Origin of the sequence: Mesorhizobium sp. LMG17149 (assembly GCF_024518695.1) — a bacterium.
Taxonomy (GTDB): domain Bacteria; phylum Pseudomonadota; class Alphaproteobacteria; order Rhizobiales; family Rhizobiaceae; genus Mesorhizobium.
Window position 1 is genome coordinate 25376 of the sequence record NZ_JANIFL010000003.1, and the last position, 23345, is coordinate 48720.

At 63.7% G+C, this 23345-nt stretch carries 22 protein-coding genes and 2 pseudogenes; 10 read left to right on the forward strand and 14 right to left on the reverse strand.

Annotated features, from left to right (window positions below):
* The first annotated feature begins 81 nt into the window (after positions 1 to 81).
* Positions 82 to 858 (forward strand): DeoR/GlpR family DNA-binding transcription regulator, encoded by a 777-nt coding sequence (locus tag NP945_RS06395; protein ID WP_027039687.1) that lies wholly within the window; start codon positions 82 to 84, stop codon positions 856 to 858.
* Here the strand turns inward: NP945_RS06395 and NP945_RS06400 are convergent.
* Positions 855 to 1754: an NAD(P)/FAD-dependent oxidoreductase gene (locus NP945_RS06400; RefSeq protein ID WP_256745872.1), complete on the reverse strand. Its 900-nt coding sequence runs from the start codon at positions 1752 to 1754 to the stop codon at positions 855 to 857. The genes NP945_RS06395 and NP945_RS06400 overlap by 4 nt on opposite strands.
* Positions 1744 to 2193 carry an Rrf2 family transcriptional regulator gene (locus tag NP945_RS06405; RefSeq protein ID WP_024503367.1) on the reverse strand — a complete coding sequence of 150 codons (450 nt, stop codon included), beginning with the start codon at positions 2191 to 2193 and terminating at the stop codon, positions 1744 to 1746. Before NP945_RS06405 ends, NP945_RS06400 begins: the two co-directional genes overlap by 11 nt.
* 85 nt (positions 2194 to 2278) lie before the next feature.
* Here NP945_RS06405 and NP945_RS06410 point away from each other — a divergent pair, with 85 nt between their 5' ends.
* The 6 genes from NP945_RS06410 (at position 2279) to NP945_RS06435 (ending at position 9098) form a co-directional block, all read left to right on the forward strand.
* Positions 2279 to 3190 carry a LysR substrate-binding domain-containing protein gene (locus tag NP945_RS06410; protein WP_013528025.1) on the forward strand — a complete coding sequence of 304 codons (912 nt, stop codon included), beginning with the start codon at positions 2279 to 2281 and terminating at the stop codon, positions 3188 to 3190.
* Between the two features lie 220 nt (positions 3191 to 3410).
* The gene (locus NP945_RS06415) at positions 3411 to 4565 is read left to right on the forward strand and encodes an ABC transporter substrate-binding protein (RefSeq protein WP_256745873.1); all 1155 of its coding nucleotides are present in this window, start codon (positions 3411 to 3413) and stop codon (positions 4563 to 4565) included.
* A gap of 219 nt (positions 4566 to 4784) precedes the next feature.
* The gene (locus tag NP945_RS06420; protein WP_256745874.1) at positions 4785 to 5795 is read left to right on the forward strand and encodes an ABC transporter ATP-binding protein; all 1011 of its coding nucleotides are present in this window, start codon (positions 4785 to 4787) and stop codon (positions 5793 to 5795) included.
* 14 nt (positions 5796 to 5809) lie between these two features.
* The gene (locus NP945_RS06425) at positions 5810 to 6760 is read left to right on the forward strand and encodes an ABC transporter permease (RefSeq protein WP_197031622.1); all 951 of its coding nucleotides are present in this window, start codon (positions 5810 to 5812) and stop codon (positions 6758 to 6760) included.
* On the forward strand, positions 6750 to 7565 hold the full coding sequence (locus tag NP945_RS06430) for an ABC transporter permease (RefSeq protein WP_127320604.1): 816 nt from the start codon (positions 6750 to 6752) through the stop codon (positions 7563 to 7565). The genes NP945_RS06425 and NP945_RS06430 overlap by 11 nt, the downstream gene beginning before the upstream one ends.
* A gap of 105 nt (positions 7566 to 7670) precedes the next feature.
* Positions 7671 to 9098, forward strand: coding sequence for a gamma-aminobutyraldehyde dehydrogenase (locus NP945_RS06435; RefSeq protein WP_256745875.1), 1428 nt, complete (start codon positions 7671 to 7673; stop codon positions 9096 to 9098).
* Positions 9099 to 9236: 138 nt separating this feature from the next.
* Here the strand turns inward: NP945_RS06435 and NP945_RS06440 are convergent, their stop codons facing one another.
* The 10 genes and pseudogenes from NP945_RS06440 to NP945_RS06480 form a co-directional block, all read right to left on the reverse strand.
* Positions 9237 to 9551, reverse strand: coding sequence for a hypothetical protein (locus NP945_RS06440; protein ID WP_256745876.1), 315 nt, complete (start codon positions 9549 to 9551; stop codon positions 9237 to 9239).
* Between the two features lie 54 nt (positions 9552 to 9605).
* Positions 9606 to 9968 carry a nuclear transport factor 2 family protein gene (locus NP945_RS06445; RefSeq protein ID WP_023811681.1) on the reverse strand — a complete coding sequence of 121 codons (363 nt, stop codon included), beginning with the start codon at positions 9966 to 9968 and terminating at the stop codon, positions 9606 to 9608.
* A gap of 386 nt (positions 9969 to 10354) precedes the next feature.
* A complete protein-coding gene (locus NP945_RS06450; protein WP_256745877.1) occupies positions 10355 to 11908 on the reverse strand; it encodes an alpha/beta fold hydrolase in 1554 nt (517 codons plus the stop codon).
* A gap of 112 nt (positions 11909 to 12020) precedes the next feature.
* Positions 12021 to 12332: a formate dehydrogenase subunit delta gene (locus NP945_RS06455; RefSeq protein ID WP_023811684.1), complete on the reverse strand. Its 312-nt coding sequence runs from the start codon at positions 12330 to 12332 to the stop codon at positions 12021 to 12023.
* Positions 12322 to 13152 (reverse strand): formate dehydrogenase accessory sulfurtransferase FdhD, encoded by an 831-nt coding sequence (gene fdhD / locus NP945_RS06460; RefSeq protein WP_127267011.1) that lies wholly within the window; start codon positions 13150 to 13152, stop codon positions 12322 to 12324. Before fdhD ends, NP945_RS06455 begins: the two co-directional genes overlap by 11 nt.
* Positions 13153 to 13154: 2 nt before the next feature.
* Positions 13155 to 15644: pseudogene (gene fdhF / locus NP945_RS06465) on the reverse strand (formate dehydrogenase subunit alpha); the annotation flags it as partial.
* A 59-nt stretch (positions 15645 to 15703) separates the two neighbouring features.
* Positions 15704 to 16067: pseudogene (locus NP945_RS31935) on the reverse strand (2Fe-2S iron-sulfur cluster-binding protein); the annotation flags it as partial.
* A gap of 10 nt (positions 16068 to 16077) precedes the next feature.
* The gene (locus NP945_RS06470) at positions 16078 to 17634 is read right to left on the reverse strand and encodes an NADH-quinone oxidoreductase subunit NuoF (RefSeq protein WP_256745879.1); all 1557 of its coding nucleotides are present in this window, start codon (positions 17632 to 17634) and stop codon (positions 16078 to 16080) included.
* Positions 17631 to 18110, reverse strand: a complete 480-nt coding sequence (locus NP945_RS06475) for a formate dehydrogenase subunit gamma (protein WP_256745880.1) — start codon at positions 18108 to 18110, stop codon at positions 17631 to 17633. Before NP945_RS06475 ends, NP945_RS06470 begins: the two co-directional genes overlap by 4 nt.
* A gap of 176 nt (positions 18111 to 18286) precedes the next feature.
* The gene (locus tag NP945_RS06480; RefSeq protein ID WP_127267008.1) at positions 18287 to 19201 is read right to left on the reverse strand and encodes a LysR family transcriptional regulator; all 915 of its coding nucleotides are present in this window, start codon (positions 19199 to 19201) and stop codon (positions 18287 to 18289) included.
* A 151-nt stretch (positions 19202 to 19352) separates the two neighbouring features.
* On the opposite strand from NP945_RS06480, the gene NP945_RS06485 reads away from it, so the two are divergent.
* On the forward strand, positions 19353 to 19994 hold the full coding sequence (locus tag NP945_RS06485) for a DUF47 domain-containing protein (protein ID WP_127267007.1): 642 nt from the start codon (positions 19353 to 19355) through the stop codon (positions 19992 to 19994).
* A 3-nt stretch (positions 19995 to 19997) separates the two neighbouring features.
* A complete protein-coding gene (locus NP945_RS06490; RefSeq protein WP_127267014.1) occupies positions 19998 to 21002 on the forward strand; it encodes an inorganic phosphate transporter in 1005 nt (334 codons plus the stop codon).
* 11 nt (positions 21003 to 21013) lie between these two features.
* Here NP945_RS06490 and NP945_RS06495 read toward each other — a convergent pair whose 3' ends face one another.
* The gene (locus NP945_RS06495; RefSeq protein ID WP_256745881.1) at positions 21014 to 21391 is read right to left on the reverse strand and encodes a VOC family protein; all 378 of its coding nucleotides are present in this window, start codon (positions 21389 to 21391) and stop codon (positions 21014 to 21016) included.
* Positions 21392 to 21660: 269 nt separating this feature from the next.
* Here NP945_RS06495 and NP945_RS06500 point away from each other — a divergent pair, with 269 nt between their 5' ends.
* Positions 21661 to 22842: an Mrp/NBP35 family ATP-binding protein gene (locus NP945_RS06500; protein ID WP_256745882.1), complete on the forward strand. Its 1182-nt coding sequence runs from the start codon at positions 21661 to 21663 to the stop codon at positions 22840 to 22842.
* A gap of 21 nt (positions 22843 to 22863) precedes the next feature.
* On the opposite strand, the gene NP945_RS06505 is transcribed toward NP945_RS06500, so the two are convergent.
* Complete coding sequence (locus NP945_RS06505) at positions 22864 to 23316, reverse strand: carbon monoxide dehydrogenase subunit G (protein WP_013528005.1); 453 nt, start codon at positions 23314 to 23316, stop codon at positions 22864 to 22866.
* Between the last annotated feature and the right edge of the window lie 29 nt (positions 23317 to 23345).

The following is a 23345-nucleotide window of genomic DNA, read 5'->3' on the forward strand; positions in this document are numbered from 1 at the left end:
TGCCCGAAAACGTAAGGTAGTTCCTTTAAAAGCACTTGAATTACCTTAAAATCGGTCAGGAGCATCAGTTCGGGAAACCAGATGGCCCAGTCCAAACGACACGGCGAGATCCTGCGGCTCCTGCAGGAAGAGGGCACCGTCACCATCGCCAGTCTGGCCGACCGGCTGGGCGTGTCGCTCGAGACGGTGCGCCGCGACGTCAAGCCGCTGACTGGTGACGGCTCTGTCCTCAAGATGCATGGCGCCATCGGCCTGCCGTCGATGATCGGCGAAGCGCCGTTCGAGCGGCGTATGCGTGAGAACGCCGACGCCAAGCGCGTCATTGCCCGCATGGTCGCCGCCACCATACGCGACGGCGAATCGATCATGCTCGACACCGGCACGACGACCTCGTTCCTTGCGCGTGAACTGCTCGGCCACCGGCGCCTGACGGTCGTCACCAATTCCTCGGATATTGCCCGCACCCTGGCCACCATCAACGGCAACAAGGTCTATATGGCAGGCGGCGAGCTGCGCAGCGATTCCGGCGCTGCTTTCGGCGCCTCGGCAATCGATTTTGTCAGTCGTTTTTCGGTCAGCCACGCCATCATTTCCACCGGCGGCGTCGACGCGGTGATGGGCGTCATGGATTTTGATCTGGATGAGGCCGAGTTCGCCCGCATGGTGCTGTCGCGCGGCCAGCGGTCCCTCGTCATCACCGATCACTCGAAATTCGGCCGTCTTGGTCTGGTCCAGGTCTGCGGCTTCGACAGCTTTTCCGAACTCGCCACCGACCGCTCGCCGCCGCACGACCTGGCTGCCGCCCTGGCCCAGGCCGGCGCGCGGCTCAGCATCGCCGGCGAGGAAGCCGGGTTCTAGCCGAACACAAGCGACTGGTGGGCGCAGACGCCCGCAAAGGTGCCACCCGATACCGCAAAGGCAATATTGTGCATCGAACGTGCCGCGTCGCCGGCGGCGTAGACGCCGGGCACGGTCGTCTGCTGCCTGTCATCGACTGATATCACCGGGCCGAGGAGGTCTTCGGTGAAGCCGCAGCCGAGCTGTTCGGCCAGCGGGCTGGCCATGATGTTGCGCGGCGCGGTGAACATCGCCCTGACGCCGGCCTTTCGGCTATCGTCGAGGTGGACGATCAACCCGCCGGAGCCGTCTTCCCTTAGCTCGGCAACGCTGGTGGGCTCAAACCGCACCTTTCGGCTCTCCAACGCGCGCATCTGATCTGTGTCGGGTTCGAACAGGCCATTGCCGAACAGTGTGACATCACCCCAATCGGCGATCAGCTGTGCCTGATGCAGGGACATCGGGCCGGTTGCGAGCACGCCGAGCGGCCCGCCGGAAACCTCGTAGCCGTGGCAATAGGGGCAGTGCAGCACGCTCCTGCCCCAGAGCTCGGCAAGCCCGGCAACCTCCGGCAGGATATCGCGCACCCCGGTGGCCAGCACCAATCGTGCGGCACCGAATGTCTCGTCGCCATCGGTGGTGATTTCGAAATCGCTGCTGCCGGCGGCAACGGCCTTGTCGGCGCGCCCGTCGACAACCCTGGCTGTCGGGTAGGCCAGCAGCTGCCGCCTTGCGTCAGCCAGGATTGCGCCAGGCGCGCGCCCGTCCTGGCCGAGGAAGCCGTGCGAATGCTCGGCAAAGCGGTTGCGCGGCTGGCCCGCGTCGATCACCAGCACCTTGCGTCCTGCCCGCGCCACCTGGATGGCGGCGGACAGGCCGGCAAAGCTGCCGCCGATGACGGCAAGATCATACTGCATGGCTGGAGACTCCAATGAGATCAAAACGGCGGCGGAAATCGGCGGTCAGGTCGGCCAGCGTGATGCGGCTCAGCTTCTCCGCCAGCAGCCTTTCGGCGGCGATGCGAAAATCGTCGAGGACGGCGATCACCGCCTGCTCGACGAGGCAGCCGGGGCTTTCCGGCTCTGTGCTGAACGGCAGCAGCGTCTCGCCAAGGGCGACGCTGATCTCGGCCAGGGATATTTTCTCGGGCGCCCGCCCGAGCAGCCAGCCGCCACCGTGCCCGCGCGACGAGGTGACGATGCCGGCATCGCGCAAGCCTGCGATGGTGCGGCGGACCACAACCGGATTGGTGTGGATGAAGGTGGCAAGCTGCTCGGAGGTCAGCGCCTGTTCGGGCTTCTCGGCCATGTGGACGAGAATGTGCAAGGTCGAGGACAGTCGGCTGTTGCGTTTCATGTAACTTAGTTAGTTACGATTGGCGAAGCCGTCAAGTGTTCGGTTGCCACTTCCCAGCATCGCGTCCGCCGTGTTTAGTCCGGCCATGGCTTTCACCATCCGCCAGTTGCAGTTCTTCATCGCCGTCGCCGAGCAAGGCACGGTTTCGGGCGCCGCGCAGAACCTGTCAATCTCGCAGTCGTCGGTCACCGAAGCGATCAAGGAGCTCGAAAGCGATCTCGGCGTCGAACTGTTCGAACGCCATCCGCGCGGCCTCAACATCACCCACAAGGGCCACCAGTTCCTGCGCCACGCGACGAAAATCCTCGCGGACGTTTCCGACGCGCGCCGCTCTTTCTCCGGCGAGCAGGCGGTGGCGGCCGGCCGGCTGCAGCTCGGCGTCACCTCGCTGGTTGCCGGTTATGTGCTGTCGGATCTGCTTGCCCGCTACCGCCGCGCCTATCCCGGTGTCGAGGTCTCGGCCATCGAGGACAATGGCGATTATCTCGAACACCTCCTGATCGGCGGCAAGCTCGACATTGCCGTCATGGTCACCTCCAATTTGCGCGACCGCACCGCGTTGCAGTCGGAAATCCTCGAAGTCTCGGCCTATCGGCTGTGGCTGCCGCTCGGTCATCCGCTCGTCGGCGCCGACATCATCAGCATTGGCGACATTGCCTCCGAAACGCTGATCATGCTGACCGTCGACGAGATCGAGGAGAATACCGGCAAGCTGCTGACGGCAATCGGCGCCAAGCCGCATGTCGCCTTCCGCACCCGTTCCGTGGAAGCCGTGCGCAGTCTCGTCGCCACCGGCGCCGGCGTGGCGCTGCTGCCCGACCTCGTCTACCGGCCCTGGTCGCTGGAAGGCGACCGCATCGAATCGCGCGATATTTCCGGCTCCTTGCCGGTGGTCCAGGTGGGCATGGTCTGGCGGCGCGGCTCCGGTCTGCCGCAGGCCGCGCGCGATTTCATCGGTCTTGCCCAGTCGCAACGGACGGTTCGCCAGCGTCCCTGAGAGATCGGCTGCCAACCTATCGGAAAAACCGATATCGCCCTTCTGATAAATGAATTTGCGAAACCGGAATTTTCAAAGCACTTTCCGGTTCAGGGACCAAAGCCGCCATCAGAGCGGCATCAAGCCCAACGGACGAACTGACAGTTTTCAGTCCGCGCGTGACCCCTAGCGAAGACCGAAACCGGCCTTCGGGGCCAGGCGCCTAAATGGGAGATCGACAATGAATTCATTCCTGAAGTCATGCACTGCTCTGACGGTCGCGCTGACCTTCTCCGGTCAAGCCGTCGCCCAGGTCAAGGAACTTGGCAAGGGCGAGGGCCAGGTCAACATCGTTGCCTGGCCGGGCTACATCGAGCGCGGCGAAACCGACAAGGGCTATGACTGGGTGACCTCCTTCGAGAAGGAGACCGGCTGCAAGGTCAACGTCAAGACCGCCAACACCTCCGACGAGATGGTCTCGCTGATGAATGAGGGTGGCTTCGACCTCGTCACGGCTTCGGGCGATGCTTCGCTGCGCCTCGTTGCCGGCAAGCGCGTGCAGCCGATCAACACCGATCTCATCCCGAGCTGGAAAACGGTCGACGAGCGCCTCAAGGACGCGCCGTGGTTCACCGTTGGCGGCGCCCATTACGGCGTTCCCTACCAGTGGGGTCCGAACGTCCTGATGTACAACACCGACGTGTTCAAGGAAGCTCCCAAGAGCTGGAACATAGTCTTCGAGGAAATGAAGCTGCCGGACGGCAAGTCCAACAAGGGCCGCGTCCAGGCCTATGACGGGCCGATCCACGTCGCAGACGCCGCCAACTATCTGATGTTCCACAAGCCGGAACTCGGCATCAAGGATCCCTACGAACTGAACGAGGACCAGTACAAGGCGGCACTCGACCTGCTGCGCATCCAGCGCACGCTGGTCGGCCGCTACTGGCATGACGCCGCCATCCAGGTCGACGATTTCCAGAACGAGGGCGTCGTCGCTTCCGGCTCGTGGCCTTTCCAGGTCAACACGCTGGTCGCCGCCAAGAAGCCGATAGCGTCCACCATTCCGGAGGAGGGCGCGACCGGTTGGGCCGACACCACGATGATGGAAGCCGATTCGGCCAACCCCAACTGCGCCTATATGTGGATGGAACATTCGCTGTCGCCCAAGGTGCAGGGCGACGTCTCGGCCTGGTTCGGTTCGCTGCCCGTGGTGCCCGCCGCCTGCAAGGGCAATGAGCTTTTGACCGACGAGGGCTGCAAGACCAACGGCTACGAGAACTTCGACAAGATCAAGTTCTGGAAGACCCCGGTGTCGAAATGCGCCACCCAGAACGACCAATGCGTGCCGTACTACCGCTGGGTGTCGGACTATATCGGCGTCATCGGCGGAAGGTGATTCCGCGCTTCGCCTGAGAGTGCAGCGCCGCCCCTGACCTTACCCTCTCCCCGTGAAGAAGCGGGGAGAGGGGGGTCACCGGCCTTGGAGTGCTTCCCTTCTCCCCGTCACTGTACGGGGAGAAGGTGCCGGCAGGCGGATGAGGGGCAGCGCAAACGCCCGCTAGAAGAACGCTGCACCGCAGCCCGAATTGATTTGCCTGACAGATCAGGACAGCCCATGACCTCCGCCGTCTCCTTCCAGAAAGCCTCGCGCCATTTCGGCAGCGTGCGCGCCGTCGACGCGGTCGATCTCGACATCGTGCCGGGCGAATTCTTCGCCATGCTCGGCCCGTCAGGTTCCGGCAAGACCACCTGCCTGCGCCTCATCGCCGGCTTCGAGCAGCCGACATCGGGCTCGATCTCGATCTTCGGCGAACGCGCCGAGGGCGTTCCGCCCTATCGCCGCAACGTCAACACCGTGTTCCAGGACTATGCGCTGTTCCCGCATCTGAACGTGCTCGACAACGTCGCCTACGGGCTGATGGTCAAGGGTGTCGGCAAGGCTCAGCGGCACAAGGCGGCGGAAGAAGCGCTGTCGATGGTGCGGCTGCCCGGCTACGGCGCCCGCCGCCCCGGCCAACTTTCCGGCGGCCAGCGCCAGCGCGTGGCACTCGCCCGTGCGCTGGTCAACCAGCCAAAGGTGCTGTTGCTCGACGAGCCGCTCGGCGCGCTCGACCTCAAATTGCGCGAGAACATGCAGGAGGAGTTGAAGTCGCTGCAGAAGGCGCTCGGCATCACCTTTGTCTTCGTCACCCACGACCAGGGCGAAGCGCTGTCGATGGCCGACCGCGTCGCCGTCTTCAACGATGGCAAAATCATGCAGGTCGGCACGCCGGAAGATATCTACCAGCGACCGAAGACGCGCTTCGTCGCCGATTTCGTCGGCTCCTCCAACGTGCTGCCGCCGGATTTCGTCCAGCGCTATTCCGGCCAGCATCGCTGGGGCAGCCTGCGCCCTGAATCCATTCGTGTCGGCCGCGCGGCCAGCGCGGGCACAAGTGGCGAAGGCGTATCCGCCCGCCTCGTCTCGACCAACTATCTCGGCGCCACGACGAAGCTGGCGCTCGACGCCGACGGGCTGCGGCTGCACGCCATCGTGCCCGCCGGCACGGCCTTGCCTGGGGAAGGCGAGGCGGTGGTGCTCACCTTCAACCGCGAGCACCTGCATCTGATGGACGAGCCGGCATGAGCCTCGACGCCGCCATGATGCGTGCAACAGCGCCCGCCATCCTGCCCGGCAGCGGCGGTCTGCGCGGCGCGCTATCGGACCTTTTCTGGCGCAAGCCGAAGGTCCTGCTGCTGCTCATGCTGCTGCCTCCGGTTCTGTGGCTGGGTATCGTCTATATCGGCTCGCTGTTTGCGCTTCTGGCGCAGAGCTTTTTCTCCATCGACGAGTTTTCCGGCCTCATCAACCGTGAGTTCACGCTCAAGACCTATGGCGATCTGTTCCAGGCCGCCAATCTCGACATCATCCTGCGCACGGTGACGATGGCGGCCCTGGTCACGCTGGCCTCGGCCGTCATCGCTTTCCCCATCGCCTATTACGCGGCGCGCTATGCGCGCGGCCGCTGGAAGGCGCTGTTCTATCTCGGCATCATGCTGCCGCTGTGGTCGAGCTATCTGGTCAAGATCTACGCCTGGAAGCTGATCCTGGCCAAGGAAGGCATCCTCACCTGGCTGCTCGCCAAGCTGCATTTGTTGTGGGTGCTCGACGCATGGCTGTCGCTGCCGATTGTCGGCGGCAATTCGCTGTCGGTATCGTTCACCGGCACCTTCATCGTCTTCGTCTATGTCTGGCTACCGTTCATGATCCTCCCCGTTCAGGCAGCGCTCGAACGTGTACCGGGCAATCTTGTCGAGGCCTCGTCCGATTTGGGGGCTTCGCCGGGACAGACCTTCCGCAACGTGCTGTTCCCGCTGGCCCTGCCGGGCATTGTCGCCGGTTCGATCTTCACCTTCTCGCTGACGCTCGGCGACTACATCATCCCGCAGATCATCGGCACCTCGCGCCTGTTCATCGGCCAGGCCGTCTATTCGCAGCAAGGCACCGCCGGCAACATCCCGCTCGCCGCCGCCTTCACCGTGGTGCCGATCGTCATCATGGGCTTCTACCTCTGGGGCGCCAAGCGCATGGGGGCCTTCGATGCGCTCTGATGGTTCCCAGTCGGCTCCGCTCGGCCTGAAGATAGCCGCCGCCTGCGGCCTGCTGTTCCTGCATCTGCCCATCCTGCTGATCTTCGTCTACGCCTTCACCACCGAGGAGAAGAGCTTCGTCTGGCCGCCGCCAGGGCTGACGACGCAATGGTTCGCCGTGACCTGGAACCGGCCGGATGTCTGGCAGGCGCTGTCGCTATCGGTCAGGGTTGCCTCGATCTCGACTGCGATTGCTTTGGTCCTCGGAACGCTCTGTTCGGCGGCGGTGTCGCGGACAAAATTCTTCGGCCGCGAAACCATCTCGCTGCTGGTCATCCTGCCGATCGCCCTGCCCGGCATCATCACCGGCATCGCGCTGCGCTCGGCCTTTTCGCTCGCCGATATCCCGTTCTCGTTCTGGACGATCGTGCTCGGCCACGCCACCTTCTGCGTCGTCGTCGTCTACAACAATGCCGTCGCCCGCTTTCGCCGCACCTCCGGATCGATGATCGAGGCGTCGATGGATCTCGGCGCCGACGGTTTTCAGACTTTTCGCCATGTCGTGCTGCCCAACATCGCCACGGCACTGCTTGCCGGCGGCATGCTGGCCTTCGCGCTGTCCTTCGACGAGGTCATCGTCACCACCTTCACCGCCGGACAGCAGCAGACGCTGCCGATCTGGATGCTGGAAGAGCTGATCCGTCCGCGCCAGCGCCCGGTCACCAATGTCGTCGCCATGGTCGTCATGCTGGTGACGCTGCTGCCGATCCTTGCCGCCTATTACCTCACCCGTGACGGCGACCAGATCGCGGGAAGCGGGAAATGAAAAACAGCGAATAGGGAGTGGCGAATAGCGAATAGGGAAGATCGACGGTCAAACCCTACTCGCTTTCAGCTACTCGCTACTCGCTCCTGTTAAGGGAGAAACCTTATGGACACCCAGATGCTGATCGGCTCGAAATTCGAGAAGGGCACCGAGACCGAGGAGCCGATCCTCAATCCAAAGACCGGGGCGACCATCCTCAACCTGCCCGAGGCCAGCCAGGCACAGATCGAGGCGGCGGTCACCGCCGCCGAACAGGCGTTTGTCTTGTGGTCGCGCACCACGCCGGCGCAGCGCTCCGGCTATTTGCTGAAGATCGCCGACCGCATCGAGGCCGACGCGAAGGAGTTCGCCACGCTCGAGGCGCTCAACTGCGGCAAGCCGATCAACGCCGTGCTCAACGACGAAATCCCGGCGATCGTCGATTGCTACCGCTTCTTCGCCGGCGCCGTTCGCTCGATGCCCGGCGTCGTCGCCGGCGAATATCTGCCCGGCCACACTTCCATGGTCCGGCGCGATCCGATCGGCATCGTCGCCTCCATCGCGCCGTGGAACTACCCGCTGATGATGATGGCCTGGAAGCTGGCGCCGGCCATCGCCGGCGGCAATACCGTCGTCTTCAAACCATCCGAGCAGACACCGCTGACGGCGCTGAAGCTGGCGAAGATCCTCGCCGATATTCTGCCGGTGGGCGTGGTCAACGTCGTGCTCGGCCGCGGCGACAGCGTCGGCAACACGCTGATCAATCATCCCAAGGTCAACATGATATCGATCACTGGCGACGTCGCTACCGGCAAGAAGGTGCTGCAGGCGGCTGCCAAGTCGGTCAAGCGCACGCATCTCGAACTCGGCGGCAAGGCGCCGGTCATCGTCTTCGATGACGCCGACCTCGGTGCCGTGGTCAACGGCCTGCGCGCCTTCGGTTATTACAATGCCGGCCAGGACTGCACCGCCGCCTGCCGCATCTACGCCGGCAGGAAGATCTACGACAAACTCGTCGCCGATCTCTCCTCGGCCGTCTCGACCATCAAATACAACCGTCCCGACGACACTGAAAACGAGATCGGCCCGCTCATCTCCCGCCGCCAGCGCGACCGCGTGTCGAGTTTCGTCGAGCGGGCCTCGGAACTGAAGCACATCGAGATCACCACCGGCGGCAAGCCGGGCGAGGGTTCTGGCTTCTACTACCAGCCGACCGTCGTCGCCGGCGCGCTGCAGGAAGATGAGATTGTCCGCCGCGAAGTGTTCGGCCCGGTCGTCTCGGTTACTCGTTTTTCGGAAGTCGACGACGCGGTGAACTGGGCCAATGACAGCGACTACGGCCTAGCGTCATCGGTATGGACCAAGGATGTCTCGCGCGCCATGGCGACGGCCGCCCGCCTGCAATATGGCTGCACCTGGATCAACACCCACTTCATGCTGACCAACGAGATGCCGCATGGCGGGCTGAAACAGTCCGGTTACGGCAAGGACATGTCGCTCTACGCGCTGGAAGACTACACCGCCGTGCGCCATGTGATGGTGGCTCACAGCTAGCGCCTTCCCTTCTCCCCGTTTTACGGGGAGAAGGTGGCCCGAAGGGCCGGATGAGGGGCAGCACGTCCCTGGCAAAGCGGGCTCCGCCCCTCATCTGCCTGCCGGATTCTTCTCCCCGTGAAACGAGGAGAAGAATCACTACTCCACAATGCGATAAATATTCCACAGGCTGGTGCCCGACACGACATAGGGCTCGATCTCCTTGCCCCATTTGGCATGCGCGTCGATCTTGCCGATCTTGGCAAAGAACGCCTCCAACTGGGCCAGGCTTTCGACCTGGTGATGGGACTCGACCGTCGCCTCCCGCGCGCCGATCGAACCGGTCATGATCTGGAATTCCAGCTGGTCGATGCCGACCTGCGAGCCGATCTCGCGTTCCCATTTCTTCAACAGGTCGAGCACGGTCTGTTTGTGTCCGAACTTGGCGTCGATCTGCCATCTGGCGCTGAACATCGTCTTCTCCTCCAGGTTTGCGGCCCAGGCCGCGGTTATCCACCGGCCGTTGATCTACTCGTCCCAGGCCTGGACGACGGTTTGCCTTGCGATCCGCCCGTCCTTCAGCTCCAGCATCGCCGCGCAGAACACCTTCGTGCCGTCCGGATAGGCGCAGGCCTGGGTGAAGGCGAGGCTGTCGCCGTCGGCGATGGTGGTGTCGACCTTATGGGTCATCGCCCGGCTGCAGATGTCGTCCCAGAATGTGGTGATCGCCGCGCGCCCGCGGATTTCGCGCGGCTTGCTCGGCGGGTTGTTGCGGTCGATCACCCGCACCAGCGCGTCGTCGGCATAAAAGCTCGACAGCATCTTGCCGTCACGGGTTTCGATGGCCTTCTTGATCGCCGCACCATCCACTGTTTGGGTCTTGGTCAGCATGTCATCCTCCATTGGCCCGTCTTCCGGGCGGTTGATGGTCGAAGTGCTGCCGGGCGCTTGTCGCCAGGCAGTGGTTGTTACTGCGACTTCGCCTTGACGGCCGCGAACACGTCGTCGGCCTGCTCCTTGAAGGTCGTCAGATCGACCTGGCTGCCGTTGAGCATCGTCGGCCAGTGGCGCACGATCGCGGACATCGCCGCCGCCTCCTTGATCTCCTCATCGCTGGCGCCCTGCCGCTATCGCAAGCGATTTGAGTGTTTGGTTCGACGTCAGCATTTCCTCCTCCGTTCGCAGCACCTTTCCCGACGACATCCGCCTGGCCTGCATGGAGAGAATTGATAGCGCTGACCCGCCCATGGCCGCTTCGCCCGAAAGCGCCATGGCTCTCATGGCCCGTGCGGGCCAGGGTGCCTGGCCGAAAACGCCGCCGCCGCCGCCCGCGACGGCAGGTCCAGCTTGAGCAGTATGTTGGCGACATGGCGCTTGACCGTGTGTTCGCTCAGCCTCAATTCGGCGGCGATCGCGGCATTGCTCTTGCCGTCGGCGACGAGGCTCACCACCTCGCTTTCGCGCGCCGTCAATGCGGCCGGCTCGGCAACCCTGGGTTTGGGCCGGCAGGCGGGTTCCAGATGCTGTTCGGACGTCGCATGGACCAGCGCCAGCGGCTCCTCCAACTCGTCGACGCTGATGCGCCCGGCGTCGGTGAAATGCAGGCCCGACCCAGCCGCCAGATCGGCGATCAGACGCGACGCGATAATGTCGCCGCGGCCGGCATGGGCGGCCAACTGCATCGCCACCCGCGCCGTCATCCCAACGGGCGGACCGCGCATTTCGATCTCGCCGACATGCGCCCCTTGCGCGCTTGCCACGCCGATTTCCTGCGCCGCCTCGCGCAGGGCTGCCGCGCAGCGTATGGCGCGTGCCGGGCCGTCGAAGCGCGAAATCATCAACTCGCCATGCAGGCCCACAGAGCGCCCACCATGGCGTCCGACCAGCAGCCGCCAGGTTTCCTGGAAGCGTTGGCTGCGTTCGCTCCACATGCGGTCGCCGAGCCGCGCCGTATCGTAGATGCGTGTCACCAGAAGTGCCGCCAGCACGCGGTCCACTTCGCCCACGGCGCGCTCGCCGGTCAGGAATTCCTCGATCAAGTCGGCCACCCCGTCGACATCGCCGGTCCAGATCGGATGGTCGCGTCCGGCAATCTCGACCAGCCGGGCGCCGGGAATCTTCTGTGCAAGGAAGCGGCTGGCATCGGGGTCGACCCGCGCATCGTTGCGGCGATGAATCACAAGCGTCGGCGCGCTGATCACGTTCAGGATGTGGCGGATGTCGACGTCGGCGTTCATGCGCGCCAGCGCCGCCGCCGCCGTCGGGCTCGCCGACAATCGTTCGAAACGTGCCCACCACTGGGCGAAATGCGCGTCGTCGACCCGGCTCGGCGCGAAATGGGGCAGAGTGGCGCCGGTGCCCCAGGCTGTCTCCGCCATCTCGATGAAAGCGTCGAGGCGTTCGGGCGACATCACCCATTTGTGGAAATGCGCATAGCCGCCATAGAGCGCCAGCGCCCGCGTCCGCTCCGGATAGGTGGCGGCGAACAGCATCGCCATCGGCGCGCCTTCGGAGGAGCCGAGCAGGGCTGCACGGCCGCTGCCGGCAGCGTCCATAATCGCGCGCACATCGTCCATCCGCGTTTCGAGACTGGGCAGGTTATGCGCGTCGACGCGGTCGGACAGACCCGTGCCGCGCTTGTCGAACAGGATCAGCCGCGAGAATGCCGAAAGCCGCTTCAAGAGCCTGGTATAGCCCTCGTCTTCCCAGTGCAGGTCGAGGTTGGAAATGAAGCCCGGCACGAAGACGAGATCGAACGATCCCTGCCCGACCACCTGATAGGCGATCCTCATATCGCCGCTACGGGCGTATCGCGTCTCGATCGGCCTCACGAGATTTCCACCCCGGCCTGACGATTTCTGGTCGTCAAACCATAGCAGAACAGCGCGGATGCGGCAGCTTAAACTTTAGCGATGACGAATGTAAGCCGGCGCGGCTTGGCGATTATTCCTGCGAGGCGGCGACGTCGGCAGGGGAGGGCTCGAGTCCGAGTTTGAGGTCGGCCGCAGCCGGCGTGATCGGCCGCCTGATCCTGGCGGAGGCGGCCACCACCAACTCGTTGAAGTTCCCGGTGCCGTCGTCCAGCATTTCGAAGAACTGCCGCCGCATCCTCGGCTCCCAGAACTTGTTGATGTGCTCGGCGACGCCGGCAATGCCTTCCTCGCGCGGCTTGGAATGGAAGAAATCGGCGATCTGGTTTGCCATGCGCACCAGCTTCTCGGCGGTGCTCATAATGTGTTCTTCGTCATGCGACATGCTTGGCAACTCCGCAAACCACCCGGTCGGGGTGGGTGAAAATATCAAAATCGTCGCCGCGAACCAGCGCCACCAGCGTCATGCCAGCCTCTTGCGCCGTGCGGATGGCAAGGGCGGTCGGCGCCGAGACGGCGATGATGAAGGCCGAGCCGATAGAAGCCGTCTTCTGCACCATTTCGACCGACACCCTGGATGTCACCACGACGGCACCGGATGCGCCATCGATGCCGGCCCTGGCCAGCGCGCCGGCCAGCTTGTCGAGCGCATTGTGACGGCCGACATCTTCGCGCGCCATGACGATGCCCTTGCCAGGCATATAGAAACCGGCGGCGTGTACCGCTCCGGTCTCGGTGTGCAGCGGCTGCACTTTGGACAAAAGCTTGACCGAACGAGCGATGTCGTCGGCATCAAGCGTAAGGCTTGAGGCACCAACCGCATCGACCGAGCGCATCGCTTCCTCGATCGATTCGATGCCGCAAAGCCCGCAGCCGACCGGGCCGGCGAGCCTTCGCCGCCGCGCTTCGAAACGTGTGTTGGCTCGGTCCTTCAGCCGGATCTGAATGTCGATGCCGGCGCCATGGTCCTCGACCTCGATGGCTTCGATCTCTTCGGGCAAGGCGATGATGCCTTCGGTCAGCGAGAAGCCGAGCGCGAAATCCTCGAAATCCGCCGGGCTTGCCATCATCACCGCATGCGTGGTGCCGGCAAAGGAGAACGCCACCGGCGTCTCTTCCGGCACCATCCGGTTGGCAGCCGTCGTCCCAACCGCGCGGTGCGCCAGCCGCGATACCTGCGTCGTGGCTTTGCGGCGCGCGCTCAAGACTACTCCGCCGCCTGCAAAGACGCGATGCGCCGGCTCTGCTTGGCTTGCTCGTCATAGTCGCGCTGCCATTCCGACGGTCCGTTGGAGGCGCCGACCTGCACCGCCGTCACCTTGTATTCCGGACAATTGGTCGCCCAGTCGGAGAAGTCGGTGGTGATGACGTTGGCCTGCGTGTCCGGATGATGGAACGTCGTGTAGACCACGCCGGGCGACACCCGGTCGGTGATCAGCGCGCGCAGCGTCGTCTCGCCCGATCGGCTGGTCAGCCGGACCCAGTCGCCGTCGCGCAAACCGCGATTCTCGGCATCGTGCGGGTGGATCTCCAGCCGGTCCTCCGAGTGCCACATGCTGTTGTCGGTGCGCCTGGTCTGCGCGCCGACATTGTACTGCGACAGGATGCGGCCGGTGGTGAGCAGCAGCGGAAAGCGCGGCCCCGTCCTTTCGTCCGTCGCTACATATTCGGTGCGGATGAACTTGCCCTTGCCGCGCACGAACGCATCGATGTGCATGATCGGGGTACCGAGCGGCGCCTTCTCGTTGCAGGGCCATTGCACGGATCCGACACGGTCGAGCAACTCGAAGGAGACGCCGGCGAAGCTCGGCGTGGTCATCGCGATCTCGTCCATGATCTCGGAGGGGTGCTGGTAGTTCCAGTCCAGCCCGATCGCGCGGGCAAGCTCCTGCGTCGCCTCCCAATCGGCGTAGCGCGCCTTCGGCTCAAGAACCTTGCGCACCATGTTGATGCGGCGCTCGGCGTTGGTGAAGGTGCCGTCCTTCTCCAGGAAGGTCGAGCCCGGCAGGAAGACATGCGCGTAGTTCGCCGTCTCGTTGAGGAAGAGGTCATGCACGACGACGCATTCCATCGCGGCAAGGCCGGCGGCGACATGCTTGGTGTCGGGATCGGACTGCAGAATGTCCTCCCCCTGGATGTAGATGCCCTTGAAGCTGCCGTCGACGGCGGCATCCAGCATGTTGGGGATGCGCAGGCCGGGTTCGTCGTCCAGCTTCACGCCCCACAAGGTCTCATAGATATCGCGCACGGCTTCGCCGGAGATGTGGCGATAGCCCGGCAGTTCGTGCGGGAAGGAGCCCATGTCGCAGGAGCCCTGCACGTTGTTCTGGCCGCGCAGTGGGTTCACGCCGACGCCGGGCCGGCCGATATTGCCGGTGGCCATGGCGAGATTGGCGATTGCCATCACAGTGGTCGAGCCCTGGCTGTGTTCCGTCACGCCGAGGCCGTAATAGATCGCACCGTTGCCGCCGGTGGCGTAGAGGCGGGCGGCACCGCGGATCAGTTCGGGATCGACGCCGGACAATTTGCCGACGGTTTCGGGGCTGTTTTCCGGCAAGGCTACGAACGATGCCCAATCCTGGAACTCCGTCCAGTCGCAGCGTTCGCGGATGAAGGCTTCGTCGAACAGGCCCTCGGTGACGATCACATGCGCCAGCGCCGTCAGCACGGCCACATTGGTGCCGGGCTTCAGCGGCAGGTGATAATCCGCTTCGACATGGGCCGACTTGACCATCTCGGTGCGGCGCGGATCGAGCACGATCAGCTTGGCGCCCTGGCGCAGCCGCTTCTTCAGCCGCGAGGCGAACACCGGGTGAGCGGAAGCCGGATTGGCGCCGATGATGACGGCGACGTCGGTGAAGTCGACGGAATCGAAATCCTGCGTGCCGGCCGAGGTGCCATAGGTCTGGCCGAGCCCGTAGCCCGTCGGCGAATGGCAGACGCGTGCGCAGGTGTCGACATTGTTGTTGCGGAAACCCTGCCGCACCATCTTCTGGACGAGATAGGTTTCCTCGTTGGTGCAGCGCGACGAGGTGATGCCGCCGATCGCAGTGCGTCCGTACTGGTACTGGATGCGGCGGAATTCCTTGGCCGTATGGGCGATCGCCTCTTCCCAGCTCACCTCGCGCCACGGGTCGGTGACCTTTTCGCGGATCATCGGCGACAGGATGCGGTCCTTGTGGGTGGCGTAGCCATAGGCGAAACGGCCCTTGACGCAGGAATGGCCGTGGTTCGCCTTCCCCTCCTTATAGGGCATCATGCGAACGACTTCGTCACCCTTCACCTCGGCCTTGAACGAGCAGCCGACGCCGCAATAGGCGCAGGTGGTAACAGCCGAGCGCTCCGGCAGGCCCTTGGCAAGCACCGTCTTCTCGCGCAGCGCATCGGTCGGACAGGCCTGCACGCAGGCGCCGCAGGACACGCATTCCGAATCGATGAACGCCTCGTGCATCCCCGCCGAAACCCGGGATTCGAAGCCTCGTCCCTCGATGGTCAGCGCGAAGGTGCCCTGCACCTCTTCGCAGGCCCGCACGCAGCGCGAGCAGACGATGCATTGCGAGGCATCATAGGTGAAATAGGGGTTGGATTCATCGCGGGCGATGTAGTCGACCGCCAGCGAGCCATGGCCGGGCGCCACGCCACCTTCCGGCTTGACGTGGTTGCGGCCTTCGATGCCGTAGCGGTTCTCGGTCAGGCCGATCGACTTCGCCACCGCATCGAACTCGCTCGCGCCGGTTCCGGCCTGTTCGTTCCAGCCGGTCGGATGGTCCGAGACATAGAGTTCCATGACGCCGCGGCGAATGGCGTCAAGCCGCTCGGTCTGCGTGCGCACGATCATGCCTTCGCCGACGGGCGTCGTGCACGATGCCGGCGTGCCGCCGCGTCCTTCGATCTCGACAAGGCAGACACGGCACGAACCGAAGGAGTCCAGCATGTCGGTGGCGCAAAGCTTCGGGATCTCGACCCCGCCTTCCATCGCGGCACGCATGATCGAGGTGCCTTCCGGCACGGTGATGCTGCGCCCGTCGACGTTCAGCGTGACCTGCTTCTGCGCCTTCGATTGGGGGGTTCCGTAGTCGATCTCTTCGACGAGGGAAGGGAAGTCGGCCTTGATGTTCATCTGCCAGCTCCTATTCGGCAGCCACGCGCACGGGCGCTGGCTTGAAGTCGTCGGGGAAATGGGTAATCGAGCTCATCACGGGATAGGGCGTGAAGCCGCCCAGCGCGCAGAGCGAACCGAACTTCATCGTGTTGCAGAGGTCGGTGACCAGAGCGAGGTTCTTCTCCGGCTCGATGCCCGCGACTATTCTGTCGATGGTCTCGACACCGCGCGTCGAGCCGATGCGGCAGGGCGTGCACTTGCCGCAGCTTTCGATGGCGCAGAACTCCATGGCAAAGCGCGCCTGTTTCAGCATGTCGGCGGTGTCGTCGAACACCACGATGCCGGCATGGCCGATCAGCCCGTCCTTTGCCGCGAAGGCTTCATAATCGAACGGCGTGTCGAACAGCGCGCGCGGGAAATAGGCGCCGAGCGGCCCGCCGACCTGCACCGCCTTGACCGGACGTCCCGTGGCCGTACCGCCGCCGATATCGTCGATGATTTCGCCCAGCGTCATACCGAAAGCGGCTTCGAACAGGCCGGCATATTTGACGTTGCCGGCGATCTGGATCGGGATCGTGCCGCGCGAGCGGCCCATGCCGAAATCCTTGTAGAAGGCCGCACCCTTGTCCATGATGACAGGCACCGAGGCCAGCGAGATGACATTGTTGATCACCGTCGGCTTGCCGAACAGCCCCTTATGCGCCGGCAGCGGCGGCTTTGCGCGCACCATGCCGCGCTTGCCCTCGAGCGAATCGAGCAGCGCCGTCTCCTCCCCGCAGACATAGGCTCCGGCGCCGACCCGGATCTCCATGTCGAACGCGTAAGGTGAATCCAGCACGCTGGCGCCAAGAACGCCGGCCTTGCGGGCGACCTCGACGGCCTTGTTCATCACCGCCACCGCATGCGGATATTCCGAGCGGACATAGACAAAGCCCTTGGTCGCGCCCGTGGCTATACCGGCGATCGTCATGCCTTCGATCAGCACAAACGGATCGCCCTCCATGATCATGCGGTCGGCGAAGGTGCCTGAATCGCCTTCGTCGGCGTTGCAGACGATGTATTTGCGGTCGCCTGCGGTATCGAGCACCGTTTTCCACTTGATGCCGGTCGGGAAGCCGGCGCCGCCGCGCCCGCGCAGGCCCGATTCGGTAACCTGGGCGACGATGTCGGCAGGCGTCAGCGCCAGCGCGTTCGTCAGTCCGTTCAACCCGCCATGCTTCTTGTAGGATTCGAGCGAAAGCGGATCCGTGACGCCGCAGCGCGCGAAGGTCAGCCGCGTCTGCTTGGCGAAGAAGGGGATCTTGTCCGGTGAGCCCAGCCAGCGCTTGTGATGGCCGCCGGTGAGGAAGCCGCCGTCGAACAGGCTTTTGACGTCGGACGGCTTTACCGGCCCATAGGCGAGGCGGCCGTTCGCTGTCGCAACTTCGACCATTGGTTCGAGGAAATAGGCGCCGCGCGACCCGTTGCGCACGATCTTGGCTTCGATGCCGCGCTCGGCGAGTTCGCCGGCGATCGCCTTGGCGACCTTTTCGGCGCCAAGCGCCAGCGCACCGGAATCGCCGGGAATGTAGATGCGCGGGATCATGAGCGCACCTCTGCAACGATCTCGTCGAGCTTCTCGTCATTGAGCCGCCCGATCACCTCGCCATCCAGCATTGCGGCGGGCGAACAGGCGCAAAGGCCGAGACAATAGACCGGCTCCAGCGTCACCGAACCGTCGCGGGTCGTCTCATGGAAGCCGATGCCCAGCAATTGCTTCAGCTTGGCGGCGATGGCGTCCGAACCCATCGACTGGCAGGATTCCGCCTGGCAGAGCTTCAGCACATGCCGGCCTGCCGGGTGGCTTCGGTAATCGTGATAGAAGCTGACGACGCCGTGCACCTCGGCCCTGGAAATGTTCAGCGCCTCGGCGATGACCGGCAGCGCATCCTTGGGCACATGGCCGAACTCTTTCTGGATGCCGTGGAGGATCGGCAGCAACGGGCCTTCGAGGCCCTTCATCTCCTGGATGATCGCGACCGTGCGCGACGTGATCTCGGTACTTGCAGGCTGCATTGTCATGCAGCGCCCTCCCTATCGTAGCGACCCATACATATCGGCCAGAAGCATCAAGCTGTTTTGGAACAACGACATGCGCGTGCCGCTTTATCGCTAAGTGCTTAAGAAACCAGAGAAAACCTCTGAAATCAATAAAGCGGTTTCGTTGCACGATAGAAATTTTCTATCGCTCCGTTCGGCTAACTCTGTCTAGCGGAACGGTTGGCGTGGAAATCGTCCGCCAGCGCCATTGCCTCGTCCAGCAGCGCCGAGACCAAAGGTGTGTGCGGTTCGCGCGGTGTCGCCACCAGGCCGACCGTGTGGCTGGCATCCGGCTCGACGATCGGAATGGCCCGGATCGGCTCGGAAAAACCGAATGTTTCCGCAAGGTTGAGCGGCATGATCGACGACCATTTGCCGGTGCGGATGTGCGAAAACAGCACGATCATCGAATTGGATTCCAGCGTCGGCCGCACCTGCACGCCGGCTTCGGCCAGATGCTGATCGATGATGCGGCGGTTCTGCATGTCCGGCGTCAACAGGCACAGCGGCAGGCTTGAGAGCTCCGCCCATGTCACTTTGTCGCGGTCGGAATAGGGATTTCCCATCGCGGTGATCAATTGATAGCGCTCGTCATAGAGCGGCACGCTGGTCACCCGCCCCAGCGGCTCGTTGTCGAGATAGGTGATGCCGGCATCGATGTCGAAATTGCCGAGCAGCGACAGCACCTCGATCGAGGTCCGCGACAGCACCGAAAAGGTTACGCCGGGATGCTTTTCGCGAAACGGCGTCGTCAGCCGCGGCAGCATGGCGAGCGCCGTCGGAATGGCGGCGATGCGGATACGGCCCGAAAGTCCGTGGCGCGCCGCGCGCATTTCCTCGCGCATGGTCCTGGTGTCGCCGACGATGCGGCGTGCCCACACCAGCACCTGTTTTCCCTCCGGCGTCAGCCCCTGGAAGCGTGAGCCGCGCAGGACCAGCATGACGCCAAGCTGGCCCTCCAACTGCTTGATGCCGGCCGAGAGCGTCGGCTGGGTGACGCCGCATACCTCCGCCGCTCGGCCGAAATGCTCCTCCCTGGCGAGCGCGATGAAGAATTCCAGCTTGTCGATCATGCGATCTTTCCGGTGGTTCGCTGCAAGGTCGGGGAAATCGCGCCTCACCGCAAGCGCGATGCACAATTGCCCTGCATCCACACCTTTAAGCCGGCTACCTGTTTCCCGCGGCGCGATGCGGCGCTATGTGGATGAAACTGGGAGATCGACCATGCTGGGCTGGTTCCGCAAGCTTTTGCCGCGCGAAGATCGCTTCTTCGACCTGTTCGAACGACATTCGCGCACCGTGGTCGGCGGCGCCGAGGCGCTGGAGCAGCTTCTCCAGGGCAGGGACATCGACCTCTGGTGCCAGAAAATCGTCGATCTCGAAGATGAGGCCGACCACATCACCGCGGAAGTCCTGCTGGCGGTGCGGCGCTCCTTCATCACGCCTTTCGATCGCGGCGACATCAAGGACCTGATCCAGTCGATGGATGATGCCATCGACATGATGCACAAGACGGTCAAGACGGTGAAGCTGTTCGAGCGCAAGGAATTCGATCCGCTGATGCAGGAAATGGGTGGCGTCATCGTCGCCGCCGCCAAGCTGGTGGCCGAGGCGATCCCGCTGCTCAACAAGGTCGCGACGCACACGGTGCGCCTCAACGCCATCGCCGAAGAGGTGATGCGCGTCGAAAGCCGGGCCGACGACCTGCACGAGCAAGGGCTGAAGGATCTCTTCAGGAAGCACGGCAGCAGCGATCCGATGGCGTACATGATCGGCAGCGAGATTTATGGCCAACTGGAAAAAGTGGTCGACCGCTTCGAGGACGTCGCCAACGAGATCAGCGGCATCGTCATTGAGAATGTCTAGGTGATGGAAGCCACCATTGCCTTTCCCGTGCTGGTCGGCCTCGTCGGCGTCGCGCTGTTCTTCGACTTTCTCAACGGCTTGCACGATGCCGCCAACTCCATTGCCACCATCGTCTCCACCCGCGTGCTAAGGCCGCAATACGCGGTATTGTGGGCGGCTTTCTTCAACTTCATCGCCTTCATGTTCTTCGGCCTCCACGTCGCCGAGACAGTGGGCAAGGGTATCGTCGATGTCAGCATCGTCACCCCGGCGGTCATCTTCTCGGCGCTCGTCGGCGCCATCGTCTGGAACATCGTCACCTGGATCGCCGGCATCCCGTCGAGCAGCTCGCATGCGTTGATCGGCGGCCTGGTAGGTGCCGGTGTGGCAAAGGCAGGCGTGGGCGCCATCGTCTGGACAGGGCTTGGCAAGACGGTTGCGGCAATCGTCCTGTCGCCAGCGACCGGCTTTATCCTGGCGCTCATCCTGATTTTCGTCGTCTCGTGGCTCTTCGTGCGCCAGACGCCCTTTGCGGTCGACAGTACCTTCCGCGTCATGCAGTTCTTTTCCGCCTCGCTCTATTCGCTCGGGCACGGTGGCAATGACGCGCAGAAGACCATGGGCATCATTGCCGTGCTGCTCTATTCGCAAGGCATGCTCGGCGCGACTTTCCATGTACCGCTCTGGGTTGTCCTCACCTGTCAGGCGGCACTGGCGCTCGGCACCCTGTTCGGCGGCTGGCGCATCGTCCACACCATGGGCTCGAAGATCACGCGGCTGAACCCGATGCAGGGTTTTTGCGCCGAGACCGGCGGGGCGATCACGCTGTTTGCCGCGACCTGGCTCGGCATTCCCGTGTCGACCACGCACACCATCACTGGCGCCATCATCGGCGTCGGCGCCGCCCGCCGCGTCTCGGCCGTGCGCTGGGGCATTGCCGGCAACATCGTCATTGCCTGGATCGTCACCTTGCCGGCCACCGCTTTGATTTCGGCGCTCACCTACCTGGCGGTTGGCCTGGCGAGGTGACGTAAAGAAATCTACCTGTCCACAAGGTTCAGGATGTTGCCGTCCGGGTCCTTGAACCAGGCGACCTTCATTCCGTAACCGACGTGGAGATCGCCCTCCAGCGTCAAGCCCGGCATCTCATAGTGCTCGAAGGTGACGCCCTTCGTCTTCAGTTCCTTGACGATGCTGCCGATCTCGTCGCCAACCATCCATGTCACCGCTGTCGCCTTGTTGGTTCCGGCAAATTGGGAGTGATAGACGTTGAGGGTGGTATCGCCGCTTTTGTAGACGATCAGTTCGCCGCCCTCATCGTGCACCTGTTTCAGGCCAAGCGTTCCCTCATAGAAAGCCTTGGCTTTCGCGAGATCCTTCACCGCGAGATTGGCCGTTGCATTGCTGTTTGCGAGCATGATGGTCTCCTTTCCTGGTTGTCGACCCCGTGCTGGTCACCGAAATAGGTCGCCGCGATCGTTTGACGACTGTCGCTCGACCTGATTGTTAGCCGCATCGGCGCTCGATTATCTGGAAGACGTTTGGCGCGGATGAAATCCGACAGGACCCGCCGCTTTTCCAGGCACGCCAAGGCAGCCATTGCTCCACGGCTTGGTTCTGTCCGGAAACTGCATTATCTCAGGTGCAAGCTGCATCTCAGGCGCAAGCTGCGTAAGGAAAAACTGCCATGTCCGTCACCAAGGAAATCGTCACCGAGCGTCTGAAGACGGTCAACGGGCCGGATTTCACCGGCAACATCGTCGACCTCGGCATGGTTTCGGAGATTTTCATCGCCGACGGGAAGGTCTTCTTCTCGATTACCGTTCCCGCCGCTCGTGCCCAGGAAATGGAGCCGCTGCGCGCCGCCGCCGAGCGCGTCGTCAAGGCAATCCCCGGGGTCGCCGGCGCGGTCGTCGCGCTGACGGCCGAGAAGAAGGGCGGCGGCATGGAGGCGCCGGTTCCGTCGCGCCCCGCACCCAGGCCCGTTCCGCCGGCTGCGCCTGCTGCCACCGCGCCGCGTGCGGCTCCGCACGCGCCCGCCTCGCACAGTTCGGGCAAACGTGGCGTGCCCGGTATCGAGGCGATCATTGCCGTTGCTTCCGGCAAGGGCGGCGTCGGCAAGTCGACCACCGCCGTCAACATCGCGCTCGGCCTCGCCGCCAACGGCCTGCGCGTCGGCGTGCTGGATGCCGACATCTACGGACCGTCCATGCCCAGGCTGCTCAACATCCACGGCCGGCCGCAGACCGTCGACGGCAAGATCCTGAAACCGATGGAGAATTACGGCCTGAAGGTAATGTCGATGGGTTTCCTCGTCGACGAGGAAACGCCGATGATCTGGCGCGGCCCGATGGTGATGTCGGCGCTGACGCAGATGCTGCGCGAGGTCGAATGGGGCCGTCTCGACGTGCTCGTCGTCGACATGCCGCCCGGCACTGGCGACGCGCAGTTGACCATGGCCCAGCAGGTGCCGCTGGCTGGTGCTGTCATCGTCTCGACGCCACAGGATCTGGCCCTGATCGACGCGCGAAAAGGCCTCAACATGTTCAAGAAGGTCGACGTTCCGTTGCTCGGCATCGTCGAGAACATGAGCTATTTCATCGCCCCGGACACCGGCAAGCGCTACGACATCTTTGGCCATGGCGGCGCCCGCCGCGAGGCCGAGCGCCTCGGCGTCACCTTCCTCGGTGAGGTGCCGCTCGAAATGGGCATTCGCGAAAGCTCGGATGCCGGCACGCCGGTTGTCGTCTCCAAGCCCGATGGCCCCGAAGCGAAAATCTACCGCGACATCGCCTCGAAGGTCTGGGACCGGGTCAACGAAGAGCGTGGTGCGGCTGCTGCTGCCGTGCCGAGTATTGTGTTTGAATAGCAGGCGCCGCCGTGCTGCAGCCTAGGCCGCGCCGACCTTCTCGCCAAAGCTGGAAAAAAACTGTCCAGCCAGTTTCTTCGAGGTCGATTCGATCAGGCGGCTGCCAAGCTGTGCGATCTTGCCCCCGACATCGGCCTTGGCCGCGTAGTTCAATATCGTGGCGTCGGGTCCATCCGCCGTCAGCGTCACGTCGGCGCCCCCCTTGGCGAAGCCTGCAATGCCGCCCTTGCCTTCGCCCTGGATGGTGTAGGAGTGCGGCGGCTTCAGGTTCTTCAGCGTCACTTCGCCGTTGAACGTCGCCTTGATCGGTCCGATCTTCACCACCACGGTTGCCGCCATCTCGGTCGGCGACTTCATCTCCAGGCTCTGGCAGCCGGGAATGGTCGCCTTCAAGACCTCGGGATCGTTCAGCGCTTCCCACACTTTTTGCAGCGGTGCGGCAATGCGCTCCTCGCCTTCGATCACCAAAGCCATGAAAACCTCCCGGACAAGACTGCCCGAAC

Bases quoted from the DNA above. Each gene is read 5' to 3' on its own strand.
- NP945_RS06395 (WP_027039687.1), top strand. From the start codon at position 82: ATGGCCCAGTCCAAACGACACGGCGAGATCCTGCGGCTCCTGCAGGAA.
- NP945_RS06400 (WP_256745872.1), bottom strand. From the start codon at position 1,754: ATGCAGTATGATCTTGCCGTCATCGGCGGCAGCTTTGCCGGCCTGTCC.
- NP945_RS06405 (WP_024503367.1), bottom strand. From the start codon at position 2,193: ATGAAACGCAACAGCCGACTGTCCTCGACCTTGCACATTCTCGTCCAC.
- NP945_RS06410 (WP_013528025.1), top strand. From the start codon at position 2,279: ATGGCTTTCACCATCCGCCAGTTGCAGTTCTTCATCGCCGTCGCCGAG.
- NP945_RS06415 (WP_256745873.1), top strand. From the start codon at position 3,411: ATGAATTCATTCCTGAAGTCATGCACTGCTCTGACGGTCGCGCTGACC.
- NP945_RS06420 (WP_256745874.1), top strand. From the start codon at position 4,785: ATGACCTCCGCCGTCTCCTTCCAGAAAGCCTCGCGCCATTTCGGCAGC.
- NP945_RS06425 (WP_197031622.1), top strand. From the start codon at position 5,810: ATGATGCGTGCAACAGCGCCCGCCATCCTGCCCGGCAGCGGCGGTCTG.
- NP945_RS06430 (WP_127320604.1), top strand. From the start codon at position 6,750: ATGCGCTCTGATGGTTCCCAGTCGGCTCCGCTCGGCCTGAAGATAGCC.
- NP945_RS06435 (WP_256745875.1), top strand. From the start codon at position 7,671: ATGGACACCCAGATGCTGATCGGCTCGAAATTCGAGAAGGGCACCGAG.
- NP945_RS06440 (WP_256745876.1), bottom strand. From the start codon at position 9,551: ATGTTCAGCGCCAGATGGCAGATCGACGCCAAGTTCGGACACAAACAG.
- NP945_RS06445 (WP_023811681.1), bottom strand. From the start codon at position 9,968: ATGCTGACCAAGACCCAAACAGTGGATGGTGCGGCGATCAAGAAGGCC.
- NP945_RS06455 (WP_023811684.1), bottom strand. From the start codon at position 12,332: ATGTCGCATGACGAAGAACACATTATGAGCACCGCCGAGAAGCTGGTG.
- NP945_RS06470 (WP_256745879.1), bottom strand. From the start codon at position 17,634: ATGATCCCGCGCATCTACATTCCCGGCGATTCCGGTGCGCTGGCGCTT.
- NP945_RS06475 (WP_256745880.1), bottom strand. From the start codon at position 18,110: ATGACAATGCAGCCTGCAAGTACCGAGATCACGTCGCGCACGGTCGCG.
- NP945_RS06480 (WP_127267008.1), bottom strand. From the start codon at position 19,201: ATGATCGACAAGCTGGAATTCTTCATCGCGCTCGCCAGGGAGGAGCAT.
- NP945_RS06485 (WP_127267007.1), top strand. From the start codon at position 19,353: ATGCTGGGCTGGTTCCGCAAGCTTTTGCCGCGCGAAGATCGCTTCTTC.
- NP945_RS06490 (WP_127267014.1), top strand. From the start codon at position 19,998: ATGGAAGCCACCATTGCCTTTCCCGTGCTGGTCGGCCTCGTCGGCGTC.
- NP945_RS06495 (WP_256745881.1), bottom strand. From the start codon at position 21,391: ATGCTCGCAAACAGCAATGCAACGGCCAATCTCGCGGTGAAGGATCTC.
- NP945_RS06500 (WP_256745882.1), top strand. From the start codon at position 21,661: ATGTCCGTCACCAAGGAAATCGTCACCGAGCGTCTGAAGACGGTCAAC.
- NP945_RS06505 (WP_013528005.1), bottom strand. From the start codon at position 23,316: ATGGCTTTGGTGATCGAAGGCGAGGAGCGCATTGCCGCACCGCTGCAA.